This window comes from Streptomyces sp. NPDC048603, from assembly GCF_043199475.1.
Classification (GTDB): Bacteria; Actinomycetota; Actinomycetes; order Streptomycetales; family Streptomycetaceae; genus Streptomyces.
On sequence record NZ_JBICVY010000002.1, the window covers coordinates 518799 to 543219 of the forward strand.

The 24421-nt window shown below is 73.6% G+C and carries 17 protein-coding genes and 1 pseudogene; 8 read left to right on the forward strand and 10 right to left on the reverse strand.

Going from position 1 to position 24421, the window contains the following annotated elements; genetic code table 11:
- Positions 1-54: 54 nt before the first annotated feature.
- Positions 55-1539, reverse strand: coding sequence for an IS200/IS605 family accessory protein TnpB-related protein (locus ACGFQ9_RS05890; protein WP_393571881.1), 1485 nt, complete (start codon positions 1537-1539; stop codon positions 55-57).
- A gap of 169 nt (positions 1540-1708) precedes the next feature.
- Here ACGFQ9_RS05890 and ACGFQ9_RS05895 point away from each other — a divergent pair, with 169 nt between their 5' ends.
- On the forward strand, positions 1709-2419 hold the full coding sequence (locus ACGFQ9_RS05895; protein WP_393571572.1) for a winged helix-turn-helix transcriptional regulator: 711 nt from the start codon (positions 1709-1711) through the stop codon (positions 2417-2419).
- A gap of 215 nt (positions 2420-2634) precedes the next feature.
- Positions 2635-3966 (forward strand): PP2C family protein-serine/threonine phosphatase, encoded by a 1332-nt coding sequence (locus ACGFQ9_RS05900; RefSeq protein ID WP_393571574.1) that lies wholly within the window; start codon positions 2635-2637, stop codon positions 3964-3966.
- A gap of 16 nt (positions 3967-3982) precedes the next feature.
- On the opposite strand, the gene ACGFQ9_RS05905 is transcribed toward ACGFQ9_RS05900, so the two are convergent.
- From ACGFQ9_RS05905 to ACGFQ9_RS05925, 5 genes are all read right to left on the reverse strand, one after another.
- Positions 3983-5128, reverse strand: coding sequence for an ABC transporter substrate-binding protein (locus ACGFQ9_RS05905; RefSeq protein ID WP_393571575.1), 1146 nt, complete (start codon positions 5126-5128; stop codon positions 3983-3985).
- A gap of 90 nt (positions 5129-5218) precedes the next feature.
- Entirely contained in the window at positions 5219-8065 is a 2847-nt protein-coding gene (locus ACGFQ9_RS05910; RefSeq protein ID WP_393571576.1) for a SpoIIE family protein phosphatase, read from the reverse strand.
- Between the two features lie 166 nt (positions 8066-8231).
- Positions 8232-9488: an NAD(P)/FAD-dependent oxidoreductase gene (locus tag ACGFQ9_RS05915; protein WP_393571577.1), complete on the reverse strand. Its 1257-nt coding sequence runs from the start codon at positions 9486-9488 to the stop codon at positions 8232-8234.
- Positions 9485-10882: an FAD-dependent oxidoreductase gene (locus ACGFQ9_RS05920; RefSeq protein ID WP_393571579.1), complete on the reverse strand. Its 1398-nt coding sequence runs from the start codon at positions 10880-10882 to the stop codon at positions 9485-9487. The genes ACGFQ9_RS05915 and ACGFQ9_RS05920 overlap by 4 nt, the downstream gene beginning before the upstream one ends.
- Positions 10879-12315 carry an FGGY family carbohydrate kinase gene (locus ACGFQ9_RS05925; protein WP_393571581.1) on the reverse strand — a complete coding sequence of 479 codons (1437 nt, stop codon included), beginning with the start codon at positions 12313-12315 and terminating at the stop codon, positions 10879-10881. Before ACGFQ9_RS05925 ends, ACGFQ9_RS05920 begins: the two co-directional genes overlap by 4 nt.
- 257 nt (positions 12316-12572) lie before the next feature.
- Here ACGFQ9_RS05925 and ACGFQ9_RS05930 point away from each other — a divergent pair.
- Positions 12573-12728 (forward strand): annotated as a pseudogene (locus ACGFQ9_RS05930) (amino acid permease); the annotation flags it as partial.
- A 67-nt stretch (positions 12729-12795) separates the two neighbouring features.
- On the forward strand, positions 12796-13431 hold the full coding sequence (locus ACGFQ9_RS05935) for a carbonic anhydrase (RefSeq protein ID WP_393571583.1): 636 nt from the start codon (positions 12796-12798) through the stop codon (positions 13429-13431).
- A 115-nt stretch (positions 13432-13546) separates the two neighbouring features.
- Here the strand turns inward: ACGFQ9_RS05935 and ACGFQ9_RS05940 are convergent, their stop codons facing one another.
- Entirely contained in the window at positions 13547-14992 is a 1446-nt protein-coding gene (locus ACGFQ9_RS05940) for an MFS transporter (protein ID WP_393571584.1), read from the reverse strand.
- A gap of 308 nt (positions 14993-15300) precedes the next feature.
- Between ACGFQ9_RS05940 and ACGFQ9_RS05945 the strand changes: the two genes are divergently transcribed.
- Positions 15301-15648 (forward strand): hypothetical protein, encoded by a 348-nt coding sequence (locus ACGFQ9_RS05945; RefSeq protein ID WP_393571586.1) that lies wholly within the window; start codon positions 15301-15303, stop codon positions 15646-15648.
- Between the two features lie 10 nt (positions 15649-15658).
- On the opposite strand, the gene ACGFQ9_RS05950 is transcribed toward ACGFQ9_RS05945, so the two are convergent.
- Together ACGFQ9_RS05950 and ACGFQ9_RS05955 are read right to left on the reverse strand one after the other, a co-directional pair.
- Positions 15659-15955, reverse strand: a complete 297-nt coding sequence (locus ACGFQ9_RS05950; protein WP_393571588.1) for a hypothetical protein — start codon at positions 15953-15955, stop codon at positions 15659-15661.
- Positions 15956-16374: 419 nt separating this feature from the next.
- Positions 16375-18033 (reverse strand): solute carrier family 23 protein, encoded by a 1659-nt coding sequence (locus tag ACGFQ9_RS05955; RefSeq protein ID WP_393571590.1) that lies wholly within the window; start codon positions 18031-18033, stop codon positions 16375-16377.
- Positions 18034-18499: 466 nt separating this feature from the next.
- Here ACGFQ9_RS05955 and ACGFQ9_RS05960 point away from each other — a divergent pair, with 466 nt between their 5' ends.
- The gene (locus ACGFQ9_RS05960; RefSeq protein WP_393571592.1) at positions 18500-19204 is read left to right on the forward strand and encodes a helix-turn-helix domain-containing protein; all 705 of its coding nucleotides are present in this window, start codon (positions 18500-18502) and stop codon (positions 19202-19204) included.
- Positions 19205-19696: 492 nt separating this feature from the next.
- Entirely contained in the window at positions 19697-21112 is a 1416-nt protein-coding gene (locus tag ACGFQ9_RS05965; protein WP_393571593.1) for a nucleobase:cation symporter-2 family protein, read from the forward strand.
- Positions 21113-21231: 119 nt separating this feature from the next.
- Here the strand turns inward: ACGFQ9_RS05965 and ACGFQ9_RS05970 are convergent, their stop codons facing one another.
- Positions 21232-21771: an EF-hand domain-containing protein gene (locus tag ACGFQ9_RS05970; RefSeq protein ID WP_393571595.1), complete on the reverse strand. Its 540-nt coding sequence runs from the start codon at positions 21769-21771 to the stop codon at positions 21232-21234.
- A 296-nt stretch (positions 21772-22067) separates the two neighbouring features.
- Between ACGFQ9_RS05970 and ACGFQ9_RS05975 the strand changes: the two genes are divergently transcribed.
- Complete coding sequence (locus ACGFQ9_RS05975) at positions 22068-24350, forward strand: MMPL family transporter (protein ID WP_393571597.1); 2283 nt, start codon at positions 22068-22070, stop codon at positions 24348-24350.
- Positions 24351-24421: the final 71 nt, after the last annotated feature.

Consider the following 24421-nt stretch of genomic DNA (forward strand, 5'->3'; position numbering starts at 1 on the left):
GAGGACTCCACCGCACCACCGAAGGCCGCCGCCGTGAAGTCAGGAATCTGGACTTCACCGTTCCTCGAGGCTGAGCGGGAGTGGGTCCTGTTGCCAGGGCTCGTGCTCAGCCGAACGCCCCGAACGGTGTTGGGCGTTCTGGTTGCCCGCGTTCGCGCCGCGTCCGGCAAGCACGGATCGTGTCCGTGGTCCGGGGATGCGGGGGCGGGTTCCCTCGCGCCCGGGGGTGGCCGGTCGGGCCTGGGCGGTCCGATGCCCGCAACGATCGCCCTGGTGGTGGCGGGGCGGTGCCGTCCGTCGCCGGATCGGGTGTCCCTGGGCGCGTCGTCCGATCGCCACGGCGGCCGCGTCGTGGCGTGTGGTGTGCCTGTTCTGGCTGGTCAGGGGCTTCTGCCAGTGCTGGGCGCCCCACCGGGAGGTGTAGGCCGGGTCGACGGCGATGATCGTGATGCCGGTCCGGTCGGCCATGGAGGTCAGACGGGCGCGCAGGCGTGCGGTGGGCATACCGGAGATCAGCTGCCGGAAGCGCTTCTTGCGGCCGTGTTTCTCGCGGGTCTTCTCCACGGTGAAGTCGAGGTCTTCGATGGCGATGGCCTTGACACCGCACGTCTTGGCCCAGGTCAGCAGGCGGGTCAGGGCGTGGCGGATCTGGGCGTCGCGATGCCCGGCGGGGCCGGCGAGGTCGAAGGGGAAGCGGCGGGGGCTGCCGATGGGGTTGCCGTGGGTGTCCAGCCGCCAGGCGGCGAGGTGGTCGGCGTTGGTGTCGACGCCGACCACACCTTCGGCGAGGGCGGCGGCCAGCGGGATGGTCTTGGCGGGCGGGATCTGCCAGAGGGCGGTGAGGTACCAGCGGTCGCGGGCCGTGTCGTGGTGGATGCGGTAGGCAACCGCACGGTTGGCCTGCACACGGTCGGCCCACTCACTGCCCCGGTGCCGGAACCGCAGGCGTCCGGTGAGGACGTACCGGCCGTGCGGGGCGTTGGCGTGTCCGGCGAGCGGGGCAGTGAGCTTGATGCTGACTTCGCCGTCGGGGCCGACGCGGATGGTCTCGTTGCCGTACCTCTTGCCGGACTCGCCGTCCGCGGCGAGGAACCACCGCTCGGCCTGCCACCGCTGCCGCCACTCGGCCTCGCTCAGCCCGGCCTGCTGGAGGTTGTGGCGGGCGCGGGCGAGCTTCCTCCCGCCGCGCGCGACGTGCACGGTTCCGCCGTCACGGTCGGCCCGCGCCTGTTCCAGCCGGCTCTCGAGTACGTGCAGGCGGCGCTTCTTGGCGTGCCACTCCTGCCGGGTGCGGTAACCGCCCAGGGCCCGTTTGGAACCCTTCGCCCCCAGCGGCAGCGACAGCCGGTGTGTGAGGGTGCGCACCCCTGCTTCGAGGCTCTGGATGTGGGCGAGCTGCCCTCGGCGGGCCAGTGCCCACTGATCGTGCGTGGCCTTGGTGATGCTGCCCGCCCAGCGCGAGGAGGACTCGCCGGTCAGGGCCTGCTTGCGGGCCGCCCACGTCCGGGGGGAGTGCTCCAGCCCTTCCCGGCAGCGCATCGCCAGGTCGCCACACCAACGAGCACCTCCCGCAAAGGTCACGCATTCGAACGAAGAACTCCCGTTCCTCTTGCCCCAGCCCTCCCCCACTCATCGATGCCAAGGCGTCCTCAAACGCTGTCAATCGCCAAGAGTTCCCCCCCTGTGCCAGGAGCGCGACACTGGTCCTGTGCGGAGTTACGGCCAGTACTGTCCCATCGCCCGTGGCGCGGAGATCTTCGCCGAGCGCTGGACCCCGCTGATCATCCGCAACCTCTACCTGGGCTGCGGAAGCTTCGGCGAGATCCTGGAAGGCGCGCCGGGGCTTTCCCGCACCCTGCTCTCGCAGCGCCTCAAACAGCTCGAACGGCTCGGGATCGTCGACGCGTCGCCGAAACCGGACGGGCACGGGCGCCACTACGAGCTCACGCCCGCGGGCCAGGACCTGTTCAAGGTGTGCGTATCGCTCGGCGAGTGGGGTGCCGCCTGGCTCGAGATCGCCCCGGAGCACCTCGATCCCTTCGTGGCCCTGTGGTCGATGTGCAACGCGCTCCGCCGGGACCGGCTCCCGGACCGGCGCGTGGTCGTCCGGTTCGACTTCACCGGCCGCCCGCACCGCGAGCGCTACTGGCTGCTGATCGAGCACGGGGACACGGAGATCTGCAAGACGTACCCCGGCGTCGACGAGGACCTCTACATCACGGCGGAGGCGGAGGCCTTCGTCAGGTGGCACGCGGGCCGGCTCACCTGGGCCGAGGCCACCGGCGACCGCCGCATCGAGCTCCACGGCCCCGCGTGGCTCGTACGCGGCTTCCCCACCTGGAACGCCCGCAGCATGTTCGCCCACGTCAAGCCGGTCTCCCTGGCCGCGGAGCCCATAGCGGAGCCCACCGCGGCCTGACCGGGGCGCCCCGCCGCCCGTACGCGACATGCCGCGTACGGAGCAAATGGGCGGGTGGGACGGGCGGCCGTGTGAGGCTGGGCCCTCAGTCGATGGCGGTTCGTGTCAGGGGGCCGGGTGCACCGCACGTGGAGGTGGTCTCCTGTGCGGCCGCGCGGTGGCCGCCCGGTGGATCCGACGGCGTTGCCGCGGACCGGTCTCCAGGGGCGGCGCTGATGGCCGAGCAGCCCGGGGACCCACGGCCGCGCCCCGACCGCGGGCCGCACCACCGGCTGGAAGCCGAGCTGGAGCGGATCGACGAGCAGCTGCGGGAGTCGGCCAGGGCCAAGGACCAGCTGCAGGGCCTGCTGGACGCGGTGCTGGCCATCACCCAGGAACTGGAACTTCCCGAGGTCCTGCACCGCATCGTCACCACCGCCATGGGCCTGGTGGGCGCGCGGTACGGAGCGCTGGGCGTGCTGCACGAGTCCGGTGAGTACCTGGAGCAGTTCATCACCGCGGGGCTGTCCGAACCCGAGCGGGCCGCGCTGGCCGGGATCGCCTTTCCCCGCGGCCGCGGCGTGCTGGGACACCTCATCCACCACCCCGAACCCATGCGGGTCGAGGACATCCCCTCCCACCCGTCCTCGGTGGGCTTCCCTCCCGGCCACCCGCACATGCGAACCCTGCTCGGGGCCGCCATCAGGGTCCGCGGCACGATCTACGGCGACCTCTACCTGTCCGAGCGGAGCGACGGGCGTGCCTTTGACCGTGCCGACGAGGAGATCGTCGTCGCCCTGGCCGGTGTGGTCGGCATCGCGATCGAGAACGCCCGCCTCTTCGGACGGGTCCGTGCCAGCGCCGAACACTTCCAGCGCCTCCTGCTGCCGACCCTGCCCGACCTGCACCCGTTCGACTCCGCCGCCGTCTACCGGCCGGCCTCCGAGCCCGACCACATCGGAGGGGACTGGTACGACGCCATCATGCTGCCCGACGGCGTCTGCGCCGCGATCATCGGCGACGTCGTCGGCCACGACCTGCGGGCGGCAGCCGCCATGGCCCAGACGCGCAGCATGCTGCGCGCCCTGCTCTACGACCGCCGCACCCAGCCCGGCGGGATCCTCGCGCAGCTCGACCGCACCCTGGAGGCGACCACAGACAACCCCGTCACCACCGCCTGCCTGGCCCGTATCCGGTACGAGGGACCGGGCTGGACGATGCAGTGGAGCACCGCGGGCCACCTCCCCCCGCTGCTGGTCACCGCCGACGGCTCCGCGGAGTACCTGCGGGCCGAGCCCGGCGTGCCGCTCGGGGTGAGCACAGAGCAGCACCGCCCCGACCACGTGTACTCCGTGCCGGCGGGGGCCACCATCGTGTTCTTCACCGACGGGCTCGTCGAGCACCGGGCCCGGCCGCTCGACGACTGCCTGGACGAACTCGCCGAACTCGCCGCCGTTCACGTGGTGTTGCCACTGAAGGACTTCGTCCTGGCACTGGCGGACCGTCACCCCAGCGACGGGCACGACGACATGGCGGTCCTGGCCCTGCGGATGCCCGAGGACAGCTGAACCCCGGCCTGGGCCCTCAGCCCCGGACGGCCGCGTCCCAGTTGCGGTTGACGGTCTCCCTCGCCTTCTCGCGCTGTGCCTCCGTGGGGAACGTCGGCGTGCCCTCGACCGTCGGGAGGTTCTCCGCGGCGGCCTTGTCGAGGGTGCCGTCCCGCTCCATGGCGTCCATGAGGACGGGGCGTGCGTAGGCGCCGAGCCGGATGTTCTGGCCCTCCGGGCTGAAGACGTACTCCTGCCACAGACGGGCCGCCGCGGGGTGCGGGGCGTCCTTGTTCACCGCGTGGGCGTAGTACTGGGCGAAGCTGCCGTCGAAGGGGATGGCGGTCCGCCAGTCGACGTCCGCACCCTTCCGGCGGAACTCGTCGGCGTATCCGAGGTTGAGGAAGTCCCAGTCGATGCTGATCGGGGTCTGGCCCTTCTCGATCGTGGCCGGGGTGGATTCGACCGGGTTGAAGTTGCCGTTCTTGCTGAGTTCGGCGAAGAAGTCGATGCCGGGCTGGATGTCGTCGAAGGAGCCTCCGTTCGCCAGGGCCGCCGCGTACACGCCGGCGAAGGCGGAGCCCGACTTGGTGGGGTCGCCGTTGAGCGCGACCTGGCCCTTGTACTCGGGCTTGCGCAGATCGGCGAAGGTCGACGGGCAGGTCTTGACGCGCTTGGCGTCACAGCCGATCGAGACGTAGCCGCCGTAGTTGTTGTACCAGCGGGCCTGCGGGTCCTTCTGTTCCCCGGGGATGTCGTCGAACGCGGCGACCTCGTACGGGGCGAGCAGGCCCTGCCGGGCGGCCGCCTGGGCGAAGGAGCCACCCACGTCGATCACGTCGGGGGCGCGGCCGTCCTTCCGGTGCTCCTTCAGGGCGTTGATCTCGTCCTGGCTGGTGCCTTCCGGGTTCTCCACCACGACCTTGATCCCGTACTTCTTCTCGAAGCCGTCGATCAGCGCGCCGTAGTTGGCCCAGTCGCCGGGGAGCGCGATCGTGTTCAGCGAGCCCTCCTTCTGCGCCGCCGCGGTCAGTGCCGCCATACCGCCGGCGTCCGCCGCGGAGGTGGCCACCGCGGGTGCCCGGGGCACGGCCGGGGGCTTGTCTCCGCAGGCGCCGACGGGCGCCGCCGCGAAGGCCAGGAAGACGGCGACGGCGGCGGTCCGGAGACGAGGTGCGGGCACAAAGGCTCCATAACGGGCGATCGCATACTGATCGACACCAGCGTACGTTCGCAGGCCCCGGCGGCGCAGTCCCAGCCGGTGGTGTCCGGGTCAGAGGGGCTCGTCGTCCCATTCGGCCAGGAGTGCTTCCTCCGTGTCCGCCGCGGGCGGCGCGGGCTCGCCCTGGAGGGCCTGCTCACTCCAAATGATCTTGCCGCGGGGGATGTAGCGGGTGCCCCAGCGCTTGGCGTACTGCGAGACGAGGAACAGGCCGCGGCCGCCCTCGTCGGTGTCCTCGGCCCGGCGCATGTGCGGGGAGGTGCTGGACCCGTCGGAGACCTCGCAGATCAGGCTGCGGTCGTGGAGCAGCCTCACCCGGATCGGCTCCGCCCCGTAGCGGATGGCGTTGGTGATCAGTTCGCTGAGGATGAGTTCCGTGGTGAAGGCGATGTCCTCCAGGCCCCACTCCGCCAGCCGGCCGGCGCAGGCGTTGCGCACCCGGGACACCTCCGCGGGGTCGGGGGACACCTCCCACTCGGCGATCCGGTCGGGGTCCAGCCGGCGGGTGCGGGCCACCAGCAGCGCGATGTCGTCGCTGGGCCTGGCGGGCAGCATCGCGTCGATCACGGCGTTGCAGGTCTCCTCCGGGGTGCGCCCGGGTCCGGCCAGGGCCGCGCGCAGCGCTGCCAGCCCCGCGTCCGGATCCCGGTCGCGGCTCTCGATCAGCCCGTCGGTGAAGAGCGCCAGCATCGAGCCCTCGGGCAGGGTCAGCTCCGCGGTCTCCATGGGCAGGCCCGCGCCCAGCCCCAGCGGCGGGGAGACCGGCACCTCGGGGAAGGACACGGTGCCGTCGGGGTGGGCCAGGGCGGGGCCCGGATGGCCGGCGGTGGCGGCCGTCGCCCGCCCCGAGACGGGATCGTAGACGGCGCACAGGCAGGTGGCTCCGGTGATCCCCTGCCACTCCTGCTCGTCGGTGTCGATATGGGCGACCAGCTCGTCCAGGTGGCTCAGGAGCTCGTCCGGAGGCAGGTCGAGGGTGGAGAAGTTGTACACGGCGGTGCGCAGCCGGCCCATGGTGGCGGCGGCGTGCAGACCGTGGCCGACGACGTCGCCGACCACCAGGGCCACCCGGGTGCCGGACAGCGGGATGACGTCGAACCAGTCGCCGCTCACACCGGCCTGCGCGGCCAGATAGCGGTGCGCGACCTCGACGGCGGACTGCTCCGGTACGTTCCGGGGCAGCAGACTGCGCTGCAGGGTGACGGCCATGGTGTGCTCGCGGGTGTAGCGGCGGGCATTGTCCACCGACAGGGCCGCCCGGGCGGTCAGCTCCTCGGCGAAGGACACGTCCTCCTCGTCGAACGGCGGCGAGCCCTGCCCCCGCCAGTAGCCGACCATCCCCAGCACCACGCCCCGGGCCCGCAGGGGCACGGCGATCAGGGAGTGGATCCCGCGGTCCAGGATCCGCCGGGCGTTGGCCGGGTCCTGGGCCCGCCAGTGGTGGGTGGCCCGCAGGTCCGCCTCCAGGACCGCGTGGCCGCCGGCCAGCCCGGCCGCCATGGGGCTGGTGGGAACGAACCGGATCAGCCGGCCGACGGGGTAGAGGGGGTGGTCGCCCCGCAGGCCGACGGAGGCGGTGCGCCGCATCTCGGTGTTCGGCCCGGACGGGTCCTCGCCGCGCAGCACCGGCTCCAGCAGGTCGACCGTGGCCACGTCGGCGAACCGGGGGACCGCCACCTCCGCCAGTTCCTCCGAGGTGCGTTCCACGTTCAGTGTCGTCCCCACCCGCACCCCCGCGTCGTAGAGCAGGTTCAGCCGCTCACGGGCCACCTCGGCCCTGCCCGAGAGGGCCCGCAGCTCGGTGGTGTCGCGCAGCGTGACGACGGTTCCGGCCTGGCCGTAGGGGGCGGTGGGCCGGATGTTCACCGCCAGCAGCCGGTCGGCGGCCATGTGCACCTCGTCGGTGGCGGAACGGCCCGACGCGATCCGCTCGGCGATCCCCTCCTCCAGCCCCAGCTCCGTGACGGGGAGCCCTTCCGCGTCCGCCGGAAGCTCCAGCAGCCGGCGCGCCTCGTCATTGGCCAGCAGCAGCCGTCCGCCGTCGCCGACGATCAGCACGCCCTCCCGGACCGCGTGCAGCACCGCGTCGTGGTGTTCGTACATCCGCGTCATCTCGGCCGGTCCCAGACCGTGGGTCCGGCGCAGCAGCCGGCGGCTCACCAGGGCGGTTCCGCCCGCGGACAGGGCGAGCACCGCGGCCGCGCTGCCCAGGACGACCGGCAGCTGCCGGTTCACCATGGTCTGCACGTTCTGGACCGTGACCGGGGAGGAGACCACGGCGACGACCCGGCCGGAGGGGTCCTTGACGGGGACCACGGAGACCACGGACTGCCCCAGGGACCCTTCGAACGTCTCGGTGAACGACCGGCCGGCCGCGGCCCTGGCGAAGGGGCCGACGACGTGCTTCCCGATCTGCCGCGGGTCGGTGTGGGTGAGGGTGACCCCGTCGAGCGTGTACACGTTGATGCCGTCGACCCCGGCGATCTTCCGGGCCGCCTGGGCGCTCGGCTGCAGCACCGCGCTCGGATGCTCGCTGCGCAGGGCGGCGACGATCCCCGGGGACTCCGCGAAGGTTCCGGCGGCGGCGAGCGTACGGTTCCGGGCGTCCAGCATGGCGGCGCTCCGGCCCTGCACCACGAGTGCCACGACCGCGGCGGCGACGAGGAGCACCACGACGGCCAGCTGAAGGAGGAACACCTCGCCGGCCACGCTGCGCGCGCTCAGGAGGGAGGACAGACGCTGTGGCCGCGGCGTCCCTCCCCGGGCGGGCGCGGAGCGCTCCCGACGCTCCTGGTGCCGCCCCGGCCGGGGACCGCGCGGGGAACGGCGCGGGGGAGCGGACGGACCCGTGGTCGAGCGGAGCAGCCAGCGCCGGAGGGTTCCCAGGTAGTTGCTCATAATCCATCTTCTAACCTCTGCGGTCGGTCGGCAGAGGAGAGCGGACGCCGGCGCTCCGGGCGGGGCCGCACCGGGAGGCCGGGCAGCGCGGCAGGCGGCCTTACGGCGGGGGTCTCACGGCGGGCGGTCTCGCGATGAGGGTCCCACGGCGAGCGGACCGGCGGCCTCAGCCGGCCCGCAGCACGACCGGTCCGCCCGCGGGGTCGGCCCGGGCAGCCCACCCCGTCGGCAGCCGCAGCGACCGGGACGGGGACACCGGGACCGCGAACCGCCGCCTCCACAGCAGCCTGCCGTCCTGCTCCGCCACCACCACCAGGCCGGCCGAGGGCTCCCCGGACCGCAGCAGCAACGGCCGCCCGGCGATGCCGGTGACGCCGGTCATGCCGGTGATCCGGTTCGGCGTCACCCACCGGAGCGGGGCCCGGACCAGCAGCGGCGGGCCGGGCTCGGGCCAGGGGGCACCCGCCAGGTGTTCCAGCACCGGGGCTGCCGCGGCGACGCCCTCGCCCGCCGCGGTGGCCGCGCGCTCGATGCCGTGGAGGGCGTTGCCGACCGCGAAGACGCCCGGCGCCGACGTACGGAAGCACGCGTCCACGCCGGGGCCCCGGGTGCCGGGGTCCAGGCCGATGCCGGCCCGGCGGGCCAGTTCGTGGTCGGGGATCCAGTCGCCGGTGAAGACCACCGTGTCGCAGGCGAGGAACCCCTCCCGGCCGTCCTCGTGGCGGACGGCCACGCCCGACAGACGGCCCCGGCCGTGCAGTCCGCTCACCGTCGTCCCCGTGAGCAGCGGCACCCCCGGCACCCCGGCGCCGCGCCTCCGCTCCGTGACCATCGCCACCACCGTCGCCCCGGCCCGGTGCAGGGTGCGCACCGCGTGGCGGGCCACCGGCTCGGCGCCCGCCACCACGGCCCGCCGGCCCACGCCCTGCCCGTACCGGTGGACCGACTGCAGCAGCTCCCCGGTGGTCAGGACGCCCGCCGGGCGGGAGCCCGGCACCAGCCGGGCACTGCGCGGGCGCTCCCGGGCCCCCGTGGCCAGGACCACGGCCCGTGCCGTGATCCGCTCCAGGCCCGCCGGGCTCGTGGTCTCCAGCGACAGCGGGCCGGCCCAGCCGGTGGCGGTGACACCGGTGCGGACCACGGCTCCGGCCGCCACCGCCGCCTCCACCGACCGCCGCGCGTACTCGGGTCCCCTGAGCCACGGAAGCGGGACCGGACCGCCGAAGCCGCCGTGGTGGCAGTGGCGTGGCATCCCGCCCGCCTCCTGCTCGCGCTCCAGGACCACGACCCGTCCGGCGCCGGCCGCCGCGAGGCGGCCGGCCAGCGCCAGCCCGGCGGGGCCGGCACCCACCACCAGTACGTCGGCGGGAACCTCGACGCGTACGCCGTCCCGTGCGCCGGCCCCGGCTCCCGTACGGCTCACCGGCGCGCCTCCTCGAAGAGCGCCCGGACCGCCGCCCCGCAGTGGAACCCCTGGCAGCGGCCGCCCCGCGCGCGCGTACGCCGCCGCAGGCCGTCCGGCGAACCGGGCGGCACGGTCCCCGCGAGCGCGTCGCGGATCTCGCCGCGGGTCACGCGCTCGCAGTGGCAGACGATCCTGCCGTACTCCGGGTCCGCCGCGATCATTTCCGCGTCGCGGTACGGCCGGGGGAACGCCTCGCCCAGGTTCGGCATCCGCACCGGCTCCAGGTCCCGTGCCCCGGTCACCGGCAGACCGCCCTCGGCGAGCAGCCCCACCACGTGGGCGGCGATCGCCATCGAGGCGGTCAGGCCCGTCGAGCGGATGCCGCCCACGGTCACGTACCGCTGAGCGGGGTGGGCCCGGATCGCGTAGTCCTCCTGCCCGGTGGCGGCCCGCAGCCCCGCGTACACGGCGGTGACCTCCTCCTCCAGGAGCGCCGGCAGGATCCGCCGGCCCTTCTCCCGCAGCAGGGCGAGCCCTTCGGCGGTCGACTCGGTGGCCGTCTTGTCCTCCAGGTCCTCGGCGGTCGGGCCGAGCAGCACCTTCCCGTACACCGTCGGCGCCACCAGCACGCCCTTGCCGCGCGCGTCCGGCACCGGCAGCAGGATGTGCCGCACCAGGCCGCGGGCGAGTTCGTCGAAGACGATCAGCTGGCCGCGCCGGGGGGTCACGGTGAAGTCCGCACGGCCCAGGAGCCGGTCGATCTCGTCGGCGTACAGGCCCGCCGCGTTGACCAGGTGGCGGGTGCGCAAGGGGCCCCGGCCGGTGGTCAGCGTGTGCGGTTCGCCCGGAGCGACCGACCGCACCGGACAGTTGAGATGCAGGTCGACGCCGGCCCGCACGGCCTGCGTGGCGTAGGCGAGGGTGGTCGTCCAGGGACAGATGACGGACTCGTCCGGCACGTGGAGCGCCCCCAGCGCCCCGGGCCCGAGCTCCGGCTCGCGGGCCCGTACCTCCCCGGCGGTGAGGATCCGGGCCGCGCGGTACCCGTTGCGCAGGGATTTCCCGGCGAGGGCGGGCAGCGCGGCCAGCTGTTCCCCGGTCCAGGCCACGAGCAGCGCCCCGACCGGCTCCACCGGGATGCCGCTCTCGGCGGCGTACGCCCCGAGCAGCCGCTGTCCCTCCCGGACCAGGCGGGACTCCAGGGAGCCGGGGACCGCGTCGAAACCGGTGTGCAGGATGGCGGTGTTGGCCTTGGAGGTGCCGTTGCCGACGTCGTCGGAGGCCTCGACCAGGGCGACGCGCAGGGGGAGCCGGCCCAGTTCGCGGGCGATCGCGGCGCCCACCACGCCGGCGCCGACGACCGTGACGTCGTACGTGTCGCCGGGCAGCGGGCCGCCGGTGGTGACGGTCATGCCGGGCCGTCGAGCAGGGCCGACACCGCCGCGTTGAACCGTGCGCGGCGCTCCGCCGCGCGGTCGGCGCCGGCCCGTGGCTCGTAGACGGCGGAAGGCTTCCACTCCGGTACGGCCTCGTCGACGGTGAGCGAGGGGTCGAGCCCGAGCCGGGCGACCGCGCCGGCCCCGAGCGCCGTGGCGTCCGGCAGCGCCGACACCTCCACGGGGATCTGCAGCAGATCGGCCTGGGCCTGCATGAGCAGCGAGGACCGGGTCAGTCCGCCGTCGACGCGCAGTGCCGTGAGCGGTGCGCCGAGGTCGGCCGAGACGGCGTCCACGAGCTCCGCCACCTGCGCGGCCACACCGTCGCACAGCGCGCGCACCAGGTGCCCGGCCGTCGTGTCGAGGCCGAGGCCGGTGACCGAGCCCCGCGCATCGCCCCGCCACCACGGGGCGGCGAGCCCGGCGAGCGCCGGGACGAAGGTGACGCCGCCCGCGTCCGGGACGGTTTCGCCCACGGAGTCGATGTCCCCCGCGCCGGAGATCACGCCGAGGTCGGTGAGCCAGCGGACGGCGGAGGCGGCCGTGAAGACCTGCCCGTCGAGGCAGTAGCTGGTCTCTCCGGCGAGCCGCCAGGCGACACAGCCGACCAGGCCGGAGGCGCTGCGGCGGGGGAGCGGGCCGGTCTGCGCGAGCAGGAACGCCCCGGTGCCGTAGGTGCACTTGGCGGTGCCGGGCTCGGTGACCCGCTGGGCGAGGAGCGCGGCCTGCTGGTCGACGAGCAGGCCCGTCAGCGGCAGCGGGGGACCGAACGCCGTGGTGGTGCCGACCTGGGTGTCCGCGTCGACGACCGCCGGCAGCCGTTCGTCGGCGAGCCCGAAGACGTCGAGTGCCGGCCGCGACCAGCCCACGGTGTCGAGATCGAGCAGCTGCGTGCGGCCCGCGGTCGCCGCGTCGGTGACGAACGCGCCGGTGAGCGCGTGGACGAGCCATACGTCGCTGGTGGTCACGACTCCCTGCCGGGTCAGCCGTCGGCGTATCCAGGCCATCTTGGGCGCGGCGAAATAGGGGTCCAGCGGCAGCCCGGTCCGTTCCCGCAACCAGGCTGCGTGCGGGGCCAGTTCCGTGCAGATCTCCTCGGCGCGCCGGTCCTGCCAGACGATCGCGTCGGTCAGCGGCCGGCCGCTGACCGGGTCCCAGGCGAGAACGGTCTCGCCCTGGTTGGCCAGGCCGACCGCCGTCACCGGCTCACCGGCCGCGGCCAGGGCGGCACGCCCGGCGTCGACCACTGATCGCAGCAGCTCACGGGGGTCGACCTCGACGCGGCCGCCCGGCAGGTACCGGGGCCGTACGGCAGCGGAGGCGGTGCCGATGACCCCGCGCTCCGGGCAGATGACGAGGGCCTTCGTTCCCGACGTGCCCTGGTCGACAGCGAGCACCGGGCCCGTCATCACCACTCCGTCCCTGGTATCGGCATGGTTGATCGTCGGTACGGAAGCCTTCACCAGCCTCACGCCGCCCGTCAAGATCGGCCCGCGCCGCCGGACGGACCGACTGACGCACATTCACATCCCGTACGTGGCTTGATGTTTACGTTCGAACAGGGTTCCGGATACGGATGCCGGTGCTCGCTCTACAGTGATCGCCGATCTACAGGGCGCGACGGCCATGCGAGGCGAGGACTGATGACCACGACCACCGCACAACAGTCACCGTCGACTCGATGAACTACGCGGTGATCGCCCTGGCGGTGGTGCTGGTCCTCGCCAGCGCGTGGTGGTACGCCGCCCGGCGCTCGTACGGAACCCCGTCCGCCTACGGGAACGCCCGGGAGCAGGCGGAGATCGCCGAGGACATCGTCTGAGCCCCCGGCGGCGGGCCGGAATCGACCCCGTGCGGTGGCCGGCCGGGCATGGACGTAGCCTGCGGTCATGAACGACGCACCGACCCCGTCTCCGTCCGAAGCCCTGGAGCTGCTGCTGGCGGGCAACCAGCGGTTCATCGCCGGTACGCCCGAGCACCCGAACCAGGACGCCGCGCGCCGCGCCGAGACCGCTCCCGCCCAGCGGCCGTTCGCGGTGCTGTTCGGCTGCTCCGACTCCCGCCTCGCCGCCGAGATCATCTTCGACCGGGGCCTGGGCGACCTGTTCGTCGTCCGCACCGCGGGCCACGTGGCGGGGGCGGAGGTGCTGGGCAGCATCGAGTACGCCGTCAGCGTCCTGGACTGCCCGCTGGTCGTCGTACTGGGCCACGACACCTGCGGCGCGGTCGCCGCGACCCGCGCCGCCCTGACCGACGGCGTGAGCACCACCGGGTACGTACGCGATGTCATCGAGCGCGTCACGCCCAGCGTCCTGGCCGCCCGCGCCGCCGGGCTCACCGAGGAGGACGACATCATCGCCGAGCACATACGGCACACCGTCGACCTGCTCCTCGACCGCTCCCGGGTGCTCGCCGACCAGGTCGGCGCCGGTCGGACGGCCGTGGTGGGCCTGTCCTACCGACTGGCCGACGGCAGCGCCCGGGTGGTCACCACCCACGGCCTGCCGGCCGGGGTCGCCCGCTGAACGGGTGCCCGCCGAACGCGTGACCCGGCGGGGCCGGGACCGGTGCCGCTGCGCGGTCCGGCCTCACAGCGGGCCGAACACTCGCGCAGGATGTCCCGGCCGGGGGTGGCGGTCGTCATCGGGACTCCTTGGGGGCCGTGCGGTGGAGGAGGGCGAGTGCGGCGCCGGCGACGGAGACGACGGTGCACAGGACCCACGAGGTGGTGTACGCGCCGAGATCGGGCAGCGTGGCGCCGGGCCGGGTGCGGGCTGCGGACACGCCCAGGACGACGGCGGCGCCGAGCGAGCCACCGACGCTGATCAGCAGTTCGTTGATGCCCGAGCCGACAGAGGTGCGGTCGTGCGGGACGGCCTCGACGGCGAGGGTCCGGGTGGAGTGCTGGAGGAAGCCGATGCCCAGGCCGGCCAGCGCGTTGACGGCGACGAAGGCCGTGGCGGACCCGTGGGTCACGGTGGACAGGCCATAGCCGGCGGCCATCAGGACGGAGCCGGTCACCAGGGTGCCGCGGTCGCTGATCCGGGCCGCCACGGCCGGCCCGAGGAGGGCACCGAGGGCGATGGCCAGCAGGTAGGGCAGCATCGCCAGGCCGATGCCGACCGGGTCCAGGCCCGGGCCGTAGCCGGCTTCGGCCCGGCTGGTGCCGTAGAAGACCGGGGTGGCGATCTGCAGTCCGAACATGCAGAAGCTGAACGTGAGGGTGACCAGGGACACCACGACCACGTTGCGCCGGGCGAACATCCGTACGTCGATTATGGGATCGGGGGTGTGCAGCTCGACCCGGACCCAGACGGCCAACGTTGCGGCGCCGCCGAGCAGGAGGGCCAGGATGCGGGCCGAGGTCCAGGCCCAGCCGGGGGTGCCTCCCAGGCCGAGGCCGAGCATGACCGCGACCAGGCCGAGGCACAGCAGCAGGCCGCCGGCCCGGTCCACCCGGCCGCCGGGCCGGGAGGCCGTCTCCGGCAGGAGCGGCCAGCTGACGGCGAAGGCGAGGGTCACGGCGGCGGCCGGCACCCACAGCGCGGCGGTCGGGCTGTCCACGCCCGCGGCGACGGCCCCGCTGGCGAACAGCCCCAGGGTCAGGCCGCCGACCAGAGCGGCCACCATGACGCCGATGCCGCGGCGGCTCTCCGCGTCCCCGCCACCGGGACGGTTGCGCAGGATTCCGACGAGCAGCGGGAAGAAGCCGGAGATGGCGCCCTGCAGGATCTGTCCGGCGAGCAGGGTGGCGAAGTCGCGGCTGACGCCGACGAGCACGGAGCCGGTGAGGACCAGGGCGAGGTTGTAGCGCAGCACCCGGCGGTGGCCGTGCAGGTCCCCGAGGCGGGAGAGGACCGGGGTGAACACGGCGGAGGCCACCAGGTTGGCGACGCTGATCCAGTTCAGGTCGGCCGCGGTCACCCGCAGCACGTCGGTGAGGCTCTTCAGCAGCGGCGACAGGAATCCCTGGATCACGCCGCTGGCCAGCTCCACCAGCAGGACGGAGGCGAGCACGGCGCCGGCGGGAGTGCTCCGGAGGGCGGCGCCGGCCCCGGGGCCGGTCTGCTCGGAGAGACGGGTCATACGTATCACCTGGGGAATGCGGCCTTCCGACCGCAGGCGGATCGAGTGCATGGAATCCGCCCCCGCTGTCATCAGCCTGCCAGGCCCGGGGGCGGATCCGCACCCGATGTCGCCGCCCGCCGAGCCCCGGACAAGATCTCCCGGCAGAATCGGGTGATAGCCGCGTCTGCCCGTCCTGGACGGCGCAATCCGGCGCTCCCGGCGCTTCCCGGACCAAGATCGGACGGCCGTTCTCGATGCTGCGTGGAGCCCCGTTGGGTGCCGCCTCGATCGCGGGGCGCGACACGCGAGACGGAACGGAGCCGGATGTGGAGGACGTGGAGAGGGGACCCGGCGGCGCGGGACCACTGCGGCTGGACGAACTCGACCACGCGGTGCTGCGGGTGCTGCACCGCAACCCGCGGGTCCGCCTCGGAGTGCCGTACAGCAGGCTGGACGGGGCCGTGCGCCTGCTGGCGGCCGAACCCGCCATCCGGTACCGGATGGTGACATCGGGTCAGATGACCCTGCTGGGCTACTCGAGCCACCGCACGCTGCGGGACTTCCGCGACTTCGCGGCCCGGGTCTTCAAGGGGCTGGACCACGTCACCGCGTCGGACACGGCGCTGCTGATGGGGAGCTACAAGCGGGCGGGGTTCACCGGCCCGGCGGGGTGAGCCCGCGCGTTCAGCAGGCCGCGAAGCGGAGGGCGAAGGAGAACGGGTCCCGTATGCGGGCGTCGGCCCGGTCCCAGTCCAGGGACCAGTCCGGGCGGACGGCCCGGGCGCACCAGTCCTGCCCGGTGGCGCGAGGTACGTCGCGGCCCGCGGCCAGGTGGTCCTGTGCGCTCCGCCAGGCGTCGTAGGCGGCGGACACCGCCTGGCGCGGGGTGCCGGCGAGGCCGGTGAAGACGTGGCAGCCCCGGCCGGTCCGGTCGCCGGACGTCATCGGCACCTCGACCGTGTAGAGGGTGGGGACGGCCATGGGGATCACCTCGTGGTCGGACGGGCGGCGGGCGTGATGGCGGGCGCTGTGGGGAACGGGGGACCGGTCCTCGCCTCCGGTGGACCGGCCGGTACTTCTGTCACCGGCCTCGGACGGCGGATTCCGTGTACCCATGAACGCGCACGGGCCGGATTCGGGCAAGAGGCGCGGTGAAGGTAGGCGGAATGCGGCAGAACGCGGCCCGCGGGGGTGGAATCGGGCCGTGCGGAGGGCGGTGCGGCGGTGATCCGGCAGAGTGCGGGGCGGTCCGGGGCACCGTAGGGACATTCCATCGGTGGGGAAGGCGACGGTGGGGAAGACGACGGCGCCTCCGCCGATGGGGAAAGGGCGGAGGCGCCGTGCCGGCCGGCTTGTCGGAGCCGGCGGTCATGGGGGTGGGCGGACCGGTCGGCCGCGCGTCACCAGGGGGTTCTCGGGAACCCCGGCTCGTTCGGGTCCGGCCGCACGGGGTCCCCGAAGGCGGAGCGGACGGCGTCGGGGTCCACCGACGGGTAGTGCCCGGGGACGGCGGGCGGCGGGTACGGGAAGTCACCGGAGTCCGGCGGCGGCTCGTACCGGGTCGGCTGCCGGGGGACGAACGCCGACCACGCCCGGCCCGGCCGGGAGCCTGCGGGAACCTGTGCTCGCGGGGCGCGGCCGTCGAGGGCCGTCGGGTCCGCGTCGGGGATGAGGTCCTCGTCCACCTCGGTGCCCCGACCGAGTTGGTTCAGCAGGAAGTTGAGCAGGACGGCCACCATGCAGCCCGCCGTGATCCCGGAGCCGAGGAGGGTGGTGAGCGGCTCGGGCAGCCGGGCGTAGAAGTCCGACTGGGCGATCGGGAACAGGCCGAAGGCGAAGGTGACCGAGACGATCAGCCCGTTGTGACCGGTGCCCAGGGCGGCCTTGGCCAGGGTGCGGATGCCGGCGACGGCGACGGAGCCGAAGAAGACCACCCCGGCCCCGCCGAGCACGGGCAGCGGGACCAGTGCGACCAGCGACCCGAGCACGGGGACCAGGCCCATCAGCACCAGGATCGCGCCGCAGCAGGTGACCACCCAGCGGCTGCGGATCCGGCTGAGCGCCACCAGGCCCACGTTCTGCGCGTACGTGGTGGTCATGAACGCGCCGAACACGGAGCCCAGTGCGGTGGCGGCCCCCTGGGCGCGGAGGCTGCCGGCGATGGTGCGGCCGTCGGCGGCACGGTCGACGACGGCGCCGAGCGCCATGAGCGAAGCCGTGGACTCGGTCATCGAGACCAGCATCACCACCAGCGCGGCGGCGATGGCCGTCGCCTCGAACTGCGGGAACCCGAAGACGAAGGGTTCGGGCAGGGCGAACAGCGGTGCCTGGGTAAGGGGTTGGAGGTCGACCTTGCCCATCGGAACGGCGATCAGGGTGCCGGCGGCGATGCCGAGCAGGATGGCGATCCGCCCGAGGAACCGGCCGCTGAGCAGCCGGTGCAGCAGCAGGGTGATGGCGAGGGTGCCGCCGGCCAGGGCGAGGTTGGAGCCCGAGCCGAAGTCGGGGGCGGCGGGGTCGCCGCCGCGGGCCCAGGTGCTGGCCACCGGCAGCAGTGAGATCCCGACGAGGGTGATCACGCTTCCGCTGACCAGCGGCGGGAAGAACCGCACCAGGCGGGTGAACACCGGTGCCAGGAACAGGCAGGCGATCCCGGCGACGAGCGAGGAGCCGAAGGCGACGGGCAGTGCGTCGGTGCCGGCGCCGGCGGCCAGGGCGAGCAGTGGCGAGACCACGGCGAAGGACACGCCGTTCGTGAGGGGCAGGCGTGAGCCCATGCCCCACAGGTCGAGGGTCTGGGCGATCGTCGCCAGCCCGGCGACCAGCAGGCCGGCCGACAGCAGGGCCGAGAGCTGGGCCGTGCTCAGGCCCAGCGCCCCGCCGATGATCAGCGGTGGAGCGGCGATTCCGGCGTACATGCTGGCCACGTGCTGGAGCGCGGCGGGCAGCAGGCGACGGGCCGGAAGCCGTTCGTCGACCGGGTGTTGGGCGTCGGTGTCCGGCGACGGGATATCGGGGTCTTCGGTGCGGCGTGGGCCGCGGCGGGCGCGGGGGCGCATGGGGATCCTTCCGGCTTCCGCCTGGCCCGGTGGGCTGGGCTGGGCGGGTCACGGGACGGGTGCGAGTGGGGACGGGGGGGCGGACGGCACGGGTGGACGGCCCGTGCCGCAGGAACGTCGGGACTCTTGCGCGGGCAGCGCGGGGTAGGGCTCGCACCGCACAGGAGATTCCGTGATGTGGAAAAAATCTTCCGCTGTGGACTCGGTCGGGACTCTAGGAAGGCAAATACCGATCCGTCAACTCCGCCAAGCGGAGACCGGTCGGCGCGCCACGCTTTGGATGATCTGCCGAAAGTGGTTGCCTGAGGTGCCGCACGAAGATGTGGAGAAGGGTGAGAAGTCGCAGGTCAGAGCACATTCCGACGGGACGTGTCAGCGTGCGTGCGATCGGTGACGGCGGCGGATGCGGCCCGTGTGGGGGCTCGGCCCTTGGCGTAGCCGGTGATGCTCCTTACGGTGTCGCCTCATGCCATCCAAGGAACCCATTCCGGCCAGCCTTCCCCCACTGGATCCGTGGCGGCTCGTCGCGGTCCGCGAGCAACTCGGGCTGACGATCGGCCAAGTGGCCTGGGCCGTCGCGGCCTTCCGGGGCCGGCCGCTGCACCCCACCCTGCTCACCGCCTGGGAGCAGGGGGCGGAGCAACCTGATCCCGACGAGATCACCGCGCTGGCCGCGGCGCTGTGGTGCGCTCCGGCCGACCTGGTCGGCGAACCGCGAAGCCTGCTGCAGTGCCGGACCCTCGCGGGGCTCACCCTGGCGGAGGCCGCGGCCGCCGCCCGCATGCCCCACCACCGGTACGCCGAGGCCGAGGCGCGCAACCGCTGGCGGGGCACCGCCGAGCAGACCGCCGGCATGGTGCGGGCACTGCGTCCCCCGCCGGCCGTGTACGTGACGGCCTGCGGCCTGACCGGACGGGTCCGGATCACCCTTCGGGAGGCGGTCACCGGATGGTGGCCCAACCACCTCGGTGCGCTCCGCCGGATCGTCCCGGTCGACGGGCGGGAACTGGAAAGCGCGCTGGGACGCCTGCACCACGCGTACCAGAAGCTCCAGACCCAGGCCGAAGGCCGCAGCGGAGCGGCGGCGGAGGCCGCCGACCGCCGGGCCGCCGCCTTCCTGGACCGGATCGACGAACACCTCTGGGAGGTGCTGCGGCAGTCCGCCGCCTGAAGCCGTCCTCCCGAGCCCGCCTCCGTGAGCCTGTCTTCGTGAGCCCGTCTTCGTGAGCCCGGCCCACCCCGCGTAACCAACCGCAGATGTCTGGTTCTTGACAGAAGCATGAAACCGTGAGGAACTGACTCGGCCCGGTGACACCGGTGCCGCCCCTCCGTTTCGTGGACTGAACGGCGAGCGGCTCCGGGCACGATGGCCCCACGCCGGGGGACACGATCCCCGCTCCGGCCGCCATCGCCCGCCGCCCGCGCTCGTACCTCTCCCGCTCACGCCGGCCCCCGGCGAACCGCGCCCCGTCGGGCCGTCCGCCCGGACGACACCCGGCTCCCGCGCTCCGCTTCACCCTGTTTTGATCCGGCGCCCCGCGTCCCCGTACGCCGTGCGTCCGCGCCCATCACATCCGACCGCGTCCGGTCCGTCGGTCCCGTGCGCCCCCGCGCCCGCCACCGCCGTATCCCCGTGCGCGCTCAGTCCAGGAGAAGCTCCACCATGTCCGAGCCCAAAGACCCCGAGCAGACTCCGGGTTCCACCACCGAGGCGCCCCCGGCCGCGGAAGCCGGAAAGCATCCGGTCGACCAGACCCTCCCGCCGGCCAAGCTGATCGGTGCAGGCCTGCAGCACGTAGCCGCCATGTACGCGGGTGTCGTCGCCCCGCCCCTGGTCGTCGGCATCGGCGTCGGACTGTCCACCGCCGAGATCGCGTTCCTCATGAGCGCCAGCCTGTTCACCTCCGGTATCGCCACCCTGCTGCAGACCCTCGGCTTCTGGAAGGTCGGCGCCAGGCTTCCCTTCATCAACGGAGTCTCCTTCGCAGGCGTCGCACCCATGCTCGCGATCGCGAAGGCGGAGGGCCCCGAGGATGCCCTTCCGGTCATCTACGGCGCCGTCATCGTGGCCGGGGTCTTCGGCTTCCTCCTCGCGCCCTGGTTCTGCAAGCTGATCCGCTTCTTCCCGCCCGTGGTCACCGGAACGGTCATCACCCTCATCGGCGTGTCCCTCCTGCCGGTCGCCTTCAACTGGTCCCAGGGAGGCAACCGGCAGGCCGACGACTACGGCAGCCTGACCAACATCGGCCTGGCCGGGGCGAGTCTGCTGATCACGGTGGTGCTCCGCCGGGTGCTGAGCGGGTTCATGAAACAGATCGCGATCCTGCTCGGCCTGGTCGCCGGCACCCTGCTCGCCCTGCCGCTCGGCCTGGCCGACTTCAGCGGAGTCACCGACGCCGACCTGGTCGGCTTCCCCACCCCGTTCCACTTCGGCGCCCCGCAGTTCGCGCTCGCCGCGATCATTTCCATGTGCATCGTCATGCTGGTGTCGATGACCGAGTCCACCGCCGACGTCCTCGCCCTCGGCGAGATCGTCGAGCGCCCGGCGGACGAGAAGACCCTGGCCGCGGCCCTCCGCGCGGACGCCCTCGGCACCGCCGTCAGCCCGTTCTTCAACGGCTTCGCCGCCAGCGCCTTCGCGCAGAACGTCGGCCTGGTCGCCATCACCAAGGTGCGCAGTCGCTTCGTCGTGGCGGCGGCCGGCGTCATCCTGATCCTGCTCGGACTCTGTCCGATGCTCGCCTCGCTGGTCGCGCTGATCCCGCAGCCCGTCCTCGGTGGTGTCGGCATCGCGCTCTTCGGCACGGTCGCCGCCAGTGGCGTGCAGACCCTGGCCGCGGCCGCGCTCGAACGCGGGGACAACGTCCTCATCGTGGCGATCTCGCTGGGCGTCGGCATCATCCCGATGGCGGCCCCGGACTTCTACCACGCCTTCCCGGAGAGCGCCCGCATCGTCCTCGACTCCGGCATCAGCACCGGCTGCCTGGTCGCCGTCCTGCTCAACCTCGCCTTCAACCACCTGGGCCGCACCGCCGAGGTGGAGCAGGAAACCGGAGCGGTCCCGCATCCGGTCCACTGACACCGGGACGCCGGAGCAGGCAGGCCCCGGCATCCCGGCGCGTTCCCTCCCCATGGGAACGCGAGGCCGCCCGGCGGTAGCGTCACCGCCGGGCGGCCCCCTCCGCGTGCTCCGGATGCTCAGCCGGCCGCCGGTGCCCCGGCCGCCGGGCGGCCGGTTCCGTACGCGCCGGCCATGGCGGACGCGCCCGTGGTGAGGAACTCCCGGATCCCCGACAGGTAGGCCGCCCGGTCCACCCGCCCGTCACGGTCGGTGTCGAGGGCGTCGAAGGCCGCGTGGACACCGTCCTCCGGATTCCCCATCGCCGCCCGCAGGCGGATGAACTCGTCCCGGTCCAGAAGGCCGTCGCCGTCCGCGTCCGCGAGGTCGAACAGCGAGCCCAGGGCAGGTCGGCAGGACTCCTCGAACGCGTCGTGCCCGGCCCAGGCGCTGTATTCCTCCAGGGTGACCCGGCCGTCGCCGTCGGAGTCCATGGTCCGCCACACGTCCTCATGGGCTGCCCGCGCCGCGAGGACGAGAGGGTCGGAGGCCTCCCGGCGCATGGCCGCGGCCACCTTGTCGACCCGTGCGAGGTATTCGGGCCGGGAGATGACGCCGTCTCCATCCGCGTCCAGCATGGCGAAGATACGAAGCTTGGCCGAGTCCGACACTGATTGCATCCTTCCGGTCACCGAATGTGATCACAGTGTGGCTCAGGCTACCCGCCACCGCGGCACGGGCCGCACGCGTCGCCCGCCAGGGTGACGCGGTGACGCCCGGCCCGACCCGACCGGGTGACAGCCCTGGGGAAATCCGCGTCCCCGCCGGTCCCGCCGCGAAGGACGCCGCTTCCGTACGGGCCCGCCGCTCCGTTCATCCGAGCACGCGGTTACGCGCCCCGGCGCCCCGCCGCCGTACCGGACCGCGCCCGGCCGACCCGGCGGGCCGCGCGAGGAGGGCGTACATCCTGATCGCCATGGCCCTCACTCCCCCCTCCACCGACCAGGCGTCCCCGGACCGGAGCGCGGCCCGGCCGCCGGCCGCCCGACCGGACCGGCTCTCCCGGCTGGCGCGCCGGGTGGTGCACCGCCCCGTCGTGGTTCTGGTCTGGGTGCTGCTGGCCGTCCTCGCCGCGGGCATCGGCGGAGCGGACGTCCGGGACCGGCTCGCGCTGGGCGGGTACACGGCGACCGACGCGGACTCCACGACCGCCGAACGGTGGCTCGCGCGGCACACGTCGAGCGCCACCCCCCAACTGCTGCTGCTGGCCCGCAGCGACGCCGGTCCGGTGGACGACCCCCGGGTGGCCGCCGCGGGCCGGGCCCTGACCGCCGAGCTGGCCGCCGTACCCGAGGTCGCCTCCGTGGGGTCGTACTGGACCACCGGACTGCCGCACCTGCGCTCCGCGGACCGGACGGCCGCGCTGATCGGGGTGCGGCTGGACGGCGACGAGAACGCCGCCACCCGTGCCGCGGCCCGCCTGGCCGCACGATTCCAGGGCAGTCACGGCCCGTTGACGGTGACGGCCACGGGCTCCGGCCCGACCGGAGCCGAACTCCTCTCGCACACCCGCCAGGACGTCGAGCGCGCCGAGCTGATCGGCACGCCGCTCACCCTGCTCATCCTCGTCATCGCCCTCGGGTCGCTGTGCGGCGCACTGCTCCCGGTCGCGGTCGGGCTGGTCGCCGTGGCCGGCACCCAACTGGTCCTGCGCGGCATGGCCGGTTTCACCGAGGTCTCGGTCCTCACCCTCGACCTCACCACCACCCTGGGGTTCGGGCTGGCCGTCGACTACAGCCTCCTGCTGGTGAACCGCTACCGCGAGGAGCTCGCGGCGGGGCTCACACGGGACGGGGCGATCGTCCGGGCAGTCCGCACCGCGGGCCGCACCATCCTCGTCTCCGCCCTGACCGTGGCCCTCTGCTCCACCGCCATGCTCCTCTTCCCGCTGTACTTCCTCACCTCCATGGCCTGGACGGCGATCACGGTGGTCCTGCTCGCGGCGCTGACCTCCGTGGTGGTGCTGCCCGCCCTGCTGGCCCTGCTGGGCCACCGGCTGGACGCGCTCGACCCGTTCGCCCGGTTCCGCCGCAGCGGCTCGGCCGCCCGGCGGCACGGGAGCCCCGGGTGGCACCGGCTGGGCACCGCCGTCATGCGCCACCCCTGGCGCTGGGGAGCCGCGGTCCTCCTCCTGCTGGCCGCGGGAGCCGCCCCGGCGGCGCAGGCGCACTTCGTGCTCAGCGACGACCGGGTGCTTCCGGCTTCCTCCGGCGTGCACCGCACCGCCGAGGAGATCCGGACCGACTTCGACTGGCGGCAGCTCAACCCCGTCCTCGTCGTCCTGCCGGATGCCCCCACCGCCGGCAACGATGCCCTCACCGACTACGCGGTGCGGCTGTCACGGCTGCCGGACGTCCGGCGGGTCGACAGCGCCGTCGGCAGCTGGACCTCCGGCCTGCCCGCCCCGGAGACCCCGGCCGGCCGCCCCGCCCTCGCCGCCGGCGCCGGAAGCCTGCTGGCCGTCACCGCCGCGGCCGACCCCGACTCCCGCGCGGCCGAACGCCTCGTCGGCGCCGTCCGCGAACTCCCCGCCCCCGCACCGGCCCTGGTGGGAGGCGCGACCGCGACGCTGGTCGACACCAAGGCCGCCCTGCGGGACCGGCTGCCCTGGGCGGTACTGATCGTCGCCGGCAGCATGACCGTCCTGCTCTTCCTCTACACCGGCAGTCTGGTGATCCCCCTCAAGGCCATGTTCCTCGCGGCACTCAGCCTGGCCACGGTCCTGGGAGTCCTGGTGGCGCTCTTCCAGGACGGCCGACTGCACGGGCTGCTCGGCGACTTCACCGTCTACCACGGGCTGGAGGTGACCACCCCGACGCTGGTGCTCTTCATCGCCTTCGGTCTGTCCATGGACTACGAGATCTTCCTCCTCTCCAGGATCCAGGAGGAGTACCGCCGCACGGGTGACAACTCCGCGTCCGTCGCCCGCGGTCTGGAGCGGACCGGACGCCTCGTCACCACCGCCGCCGTGGTCCTGGCCACGCTGATGACGGTGCTCGCGTTCTCCCCGCTCACCCCGGTCAAGCTGTTCGCGGTCGGCATCGCACTCGCCCTGCTGCTCGACGCCACCGTGGTCCGCGGCATCCTGCTGCCCGCCCTCATGCGGGTCACCGGCAGGCTCAACTGGTGGGCCCCGGCGCCGCTGGCCCGACTGCGCGGAGGCCGGGTCACGCCGGAGGCCCACCGTTCACCGGAATGAATGAATCACCGCGCCCGTGCGTGACGCCCCGGCGGCGGACCCGGGTGACCGGGGCCCTACGGCGGCCTCCC

Excerpts from the sequence above, each read along its gene's own strand:
- ACGFQ9_RS05950 (WP_393571588.1), bottom strand. The coding sequence starts at position 15,955 with ATGGCCGTCCCCACCCTCTACACGGTCGAGGTGCCGATGACGTCCGGC.
- ACGFQ9_RS05920 (WP_393571579.1), bottom strand. The coding sequence starts at position 10,882 with ATGACCGTCACCACCGGCGGCCCGCTGCCCGGCGACACGTACGACGTC.
- ACGFQ9_RS05890 (WP_393571881.1), bottom strand. The coding sequence starts at position 1,539 with ATGCGCTGCCGGGAAGGGCTGGAGCACTCCCCCCGGACGTGGGCGGCC.
- ACGFQ9_RS05955 (WP_393571590.1), bottom strand. The coding sequence starts at position 18,033 with ATGCGCCCCCGCGCCCGCCGCGGCCCACGCCGCACCGAAGACCCCGAT.
- ACGFQ9_RS05940 (WP_393571584.1), bottom strand. The coding sequence starts at position 14,992 with ATGACCCGTCTCTCCGAGCAGACCGGCCCCGGGGCCGGCGCCGCCCTC.
- ACGFQ9_RS05925 (WP_393571581.1), bottom strand. The coding sequence starts at position 12,315 with ATGACGGGCCCGGTGCTCGCTGTCGACCAGGGCACGTCGGGAACGAAG.
- ACGFQ9_RS05970 (WP_393571595.1), bottom strand. The coding sequence starts at position 21,771 with ATGCAATCAGTGTCGGACTCGGCCAAGCTTCGTATCTTCGCCATGCTG.
- ACGFQ9_RS05960 (WP_393571592.1), top strand. The coding sequence starts at position 18,500 with ATGCCATCCAAGGAACCCATTCCGGCCAGCCTTCCCCCACTGGATCCG.
- ACGFQ9_RS05910 (WP_393571576.1), bottom strand. The coding sequence starts at position 8,065 with ATGAGCAACTACCTGGGAACCCTCCGGCGCTGGCTGCTCCGCTCGACC.
- ACGFQ9_RS05935 (WP_393571583.1), top strand. The coding sequence starts at position 12,796 with ATGAACGACGCACCGACCCCGTCTCCGTCCGAAGCCCTGGAGCTGCTG.
- ACGFQ9_RS05965 (WP_393571593.1), top strand. The coding sequence starts at position 19,697 with ATGTCCGAGCCCAAAGACCCCGAGCAGACTCCGGGTTCCACCACCGAG.
- ACGFQ9_RS05900 (WP_393571574.1), top strand. The coding sequence starts at position 2,635 with ATGGCCGAGCAGCCCGGGGACCCACGGCCGCGCCCCGACCGCGGGCCG.
- ACGFQ9_RS05975 (WP_393571597.1), top strand. The coding sequence starts at position 22,068 with ATGGCCCTCACTCCCCCCTCCACCGACCAGGCGTCCCCGGACCGGAGC.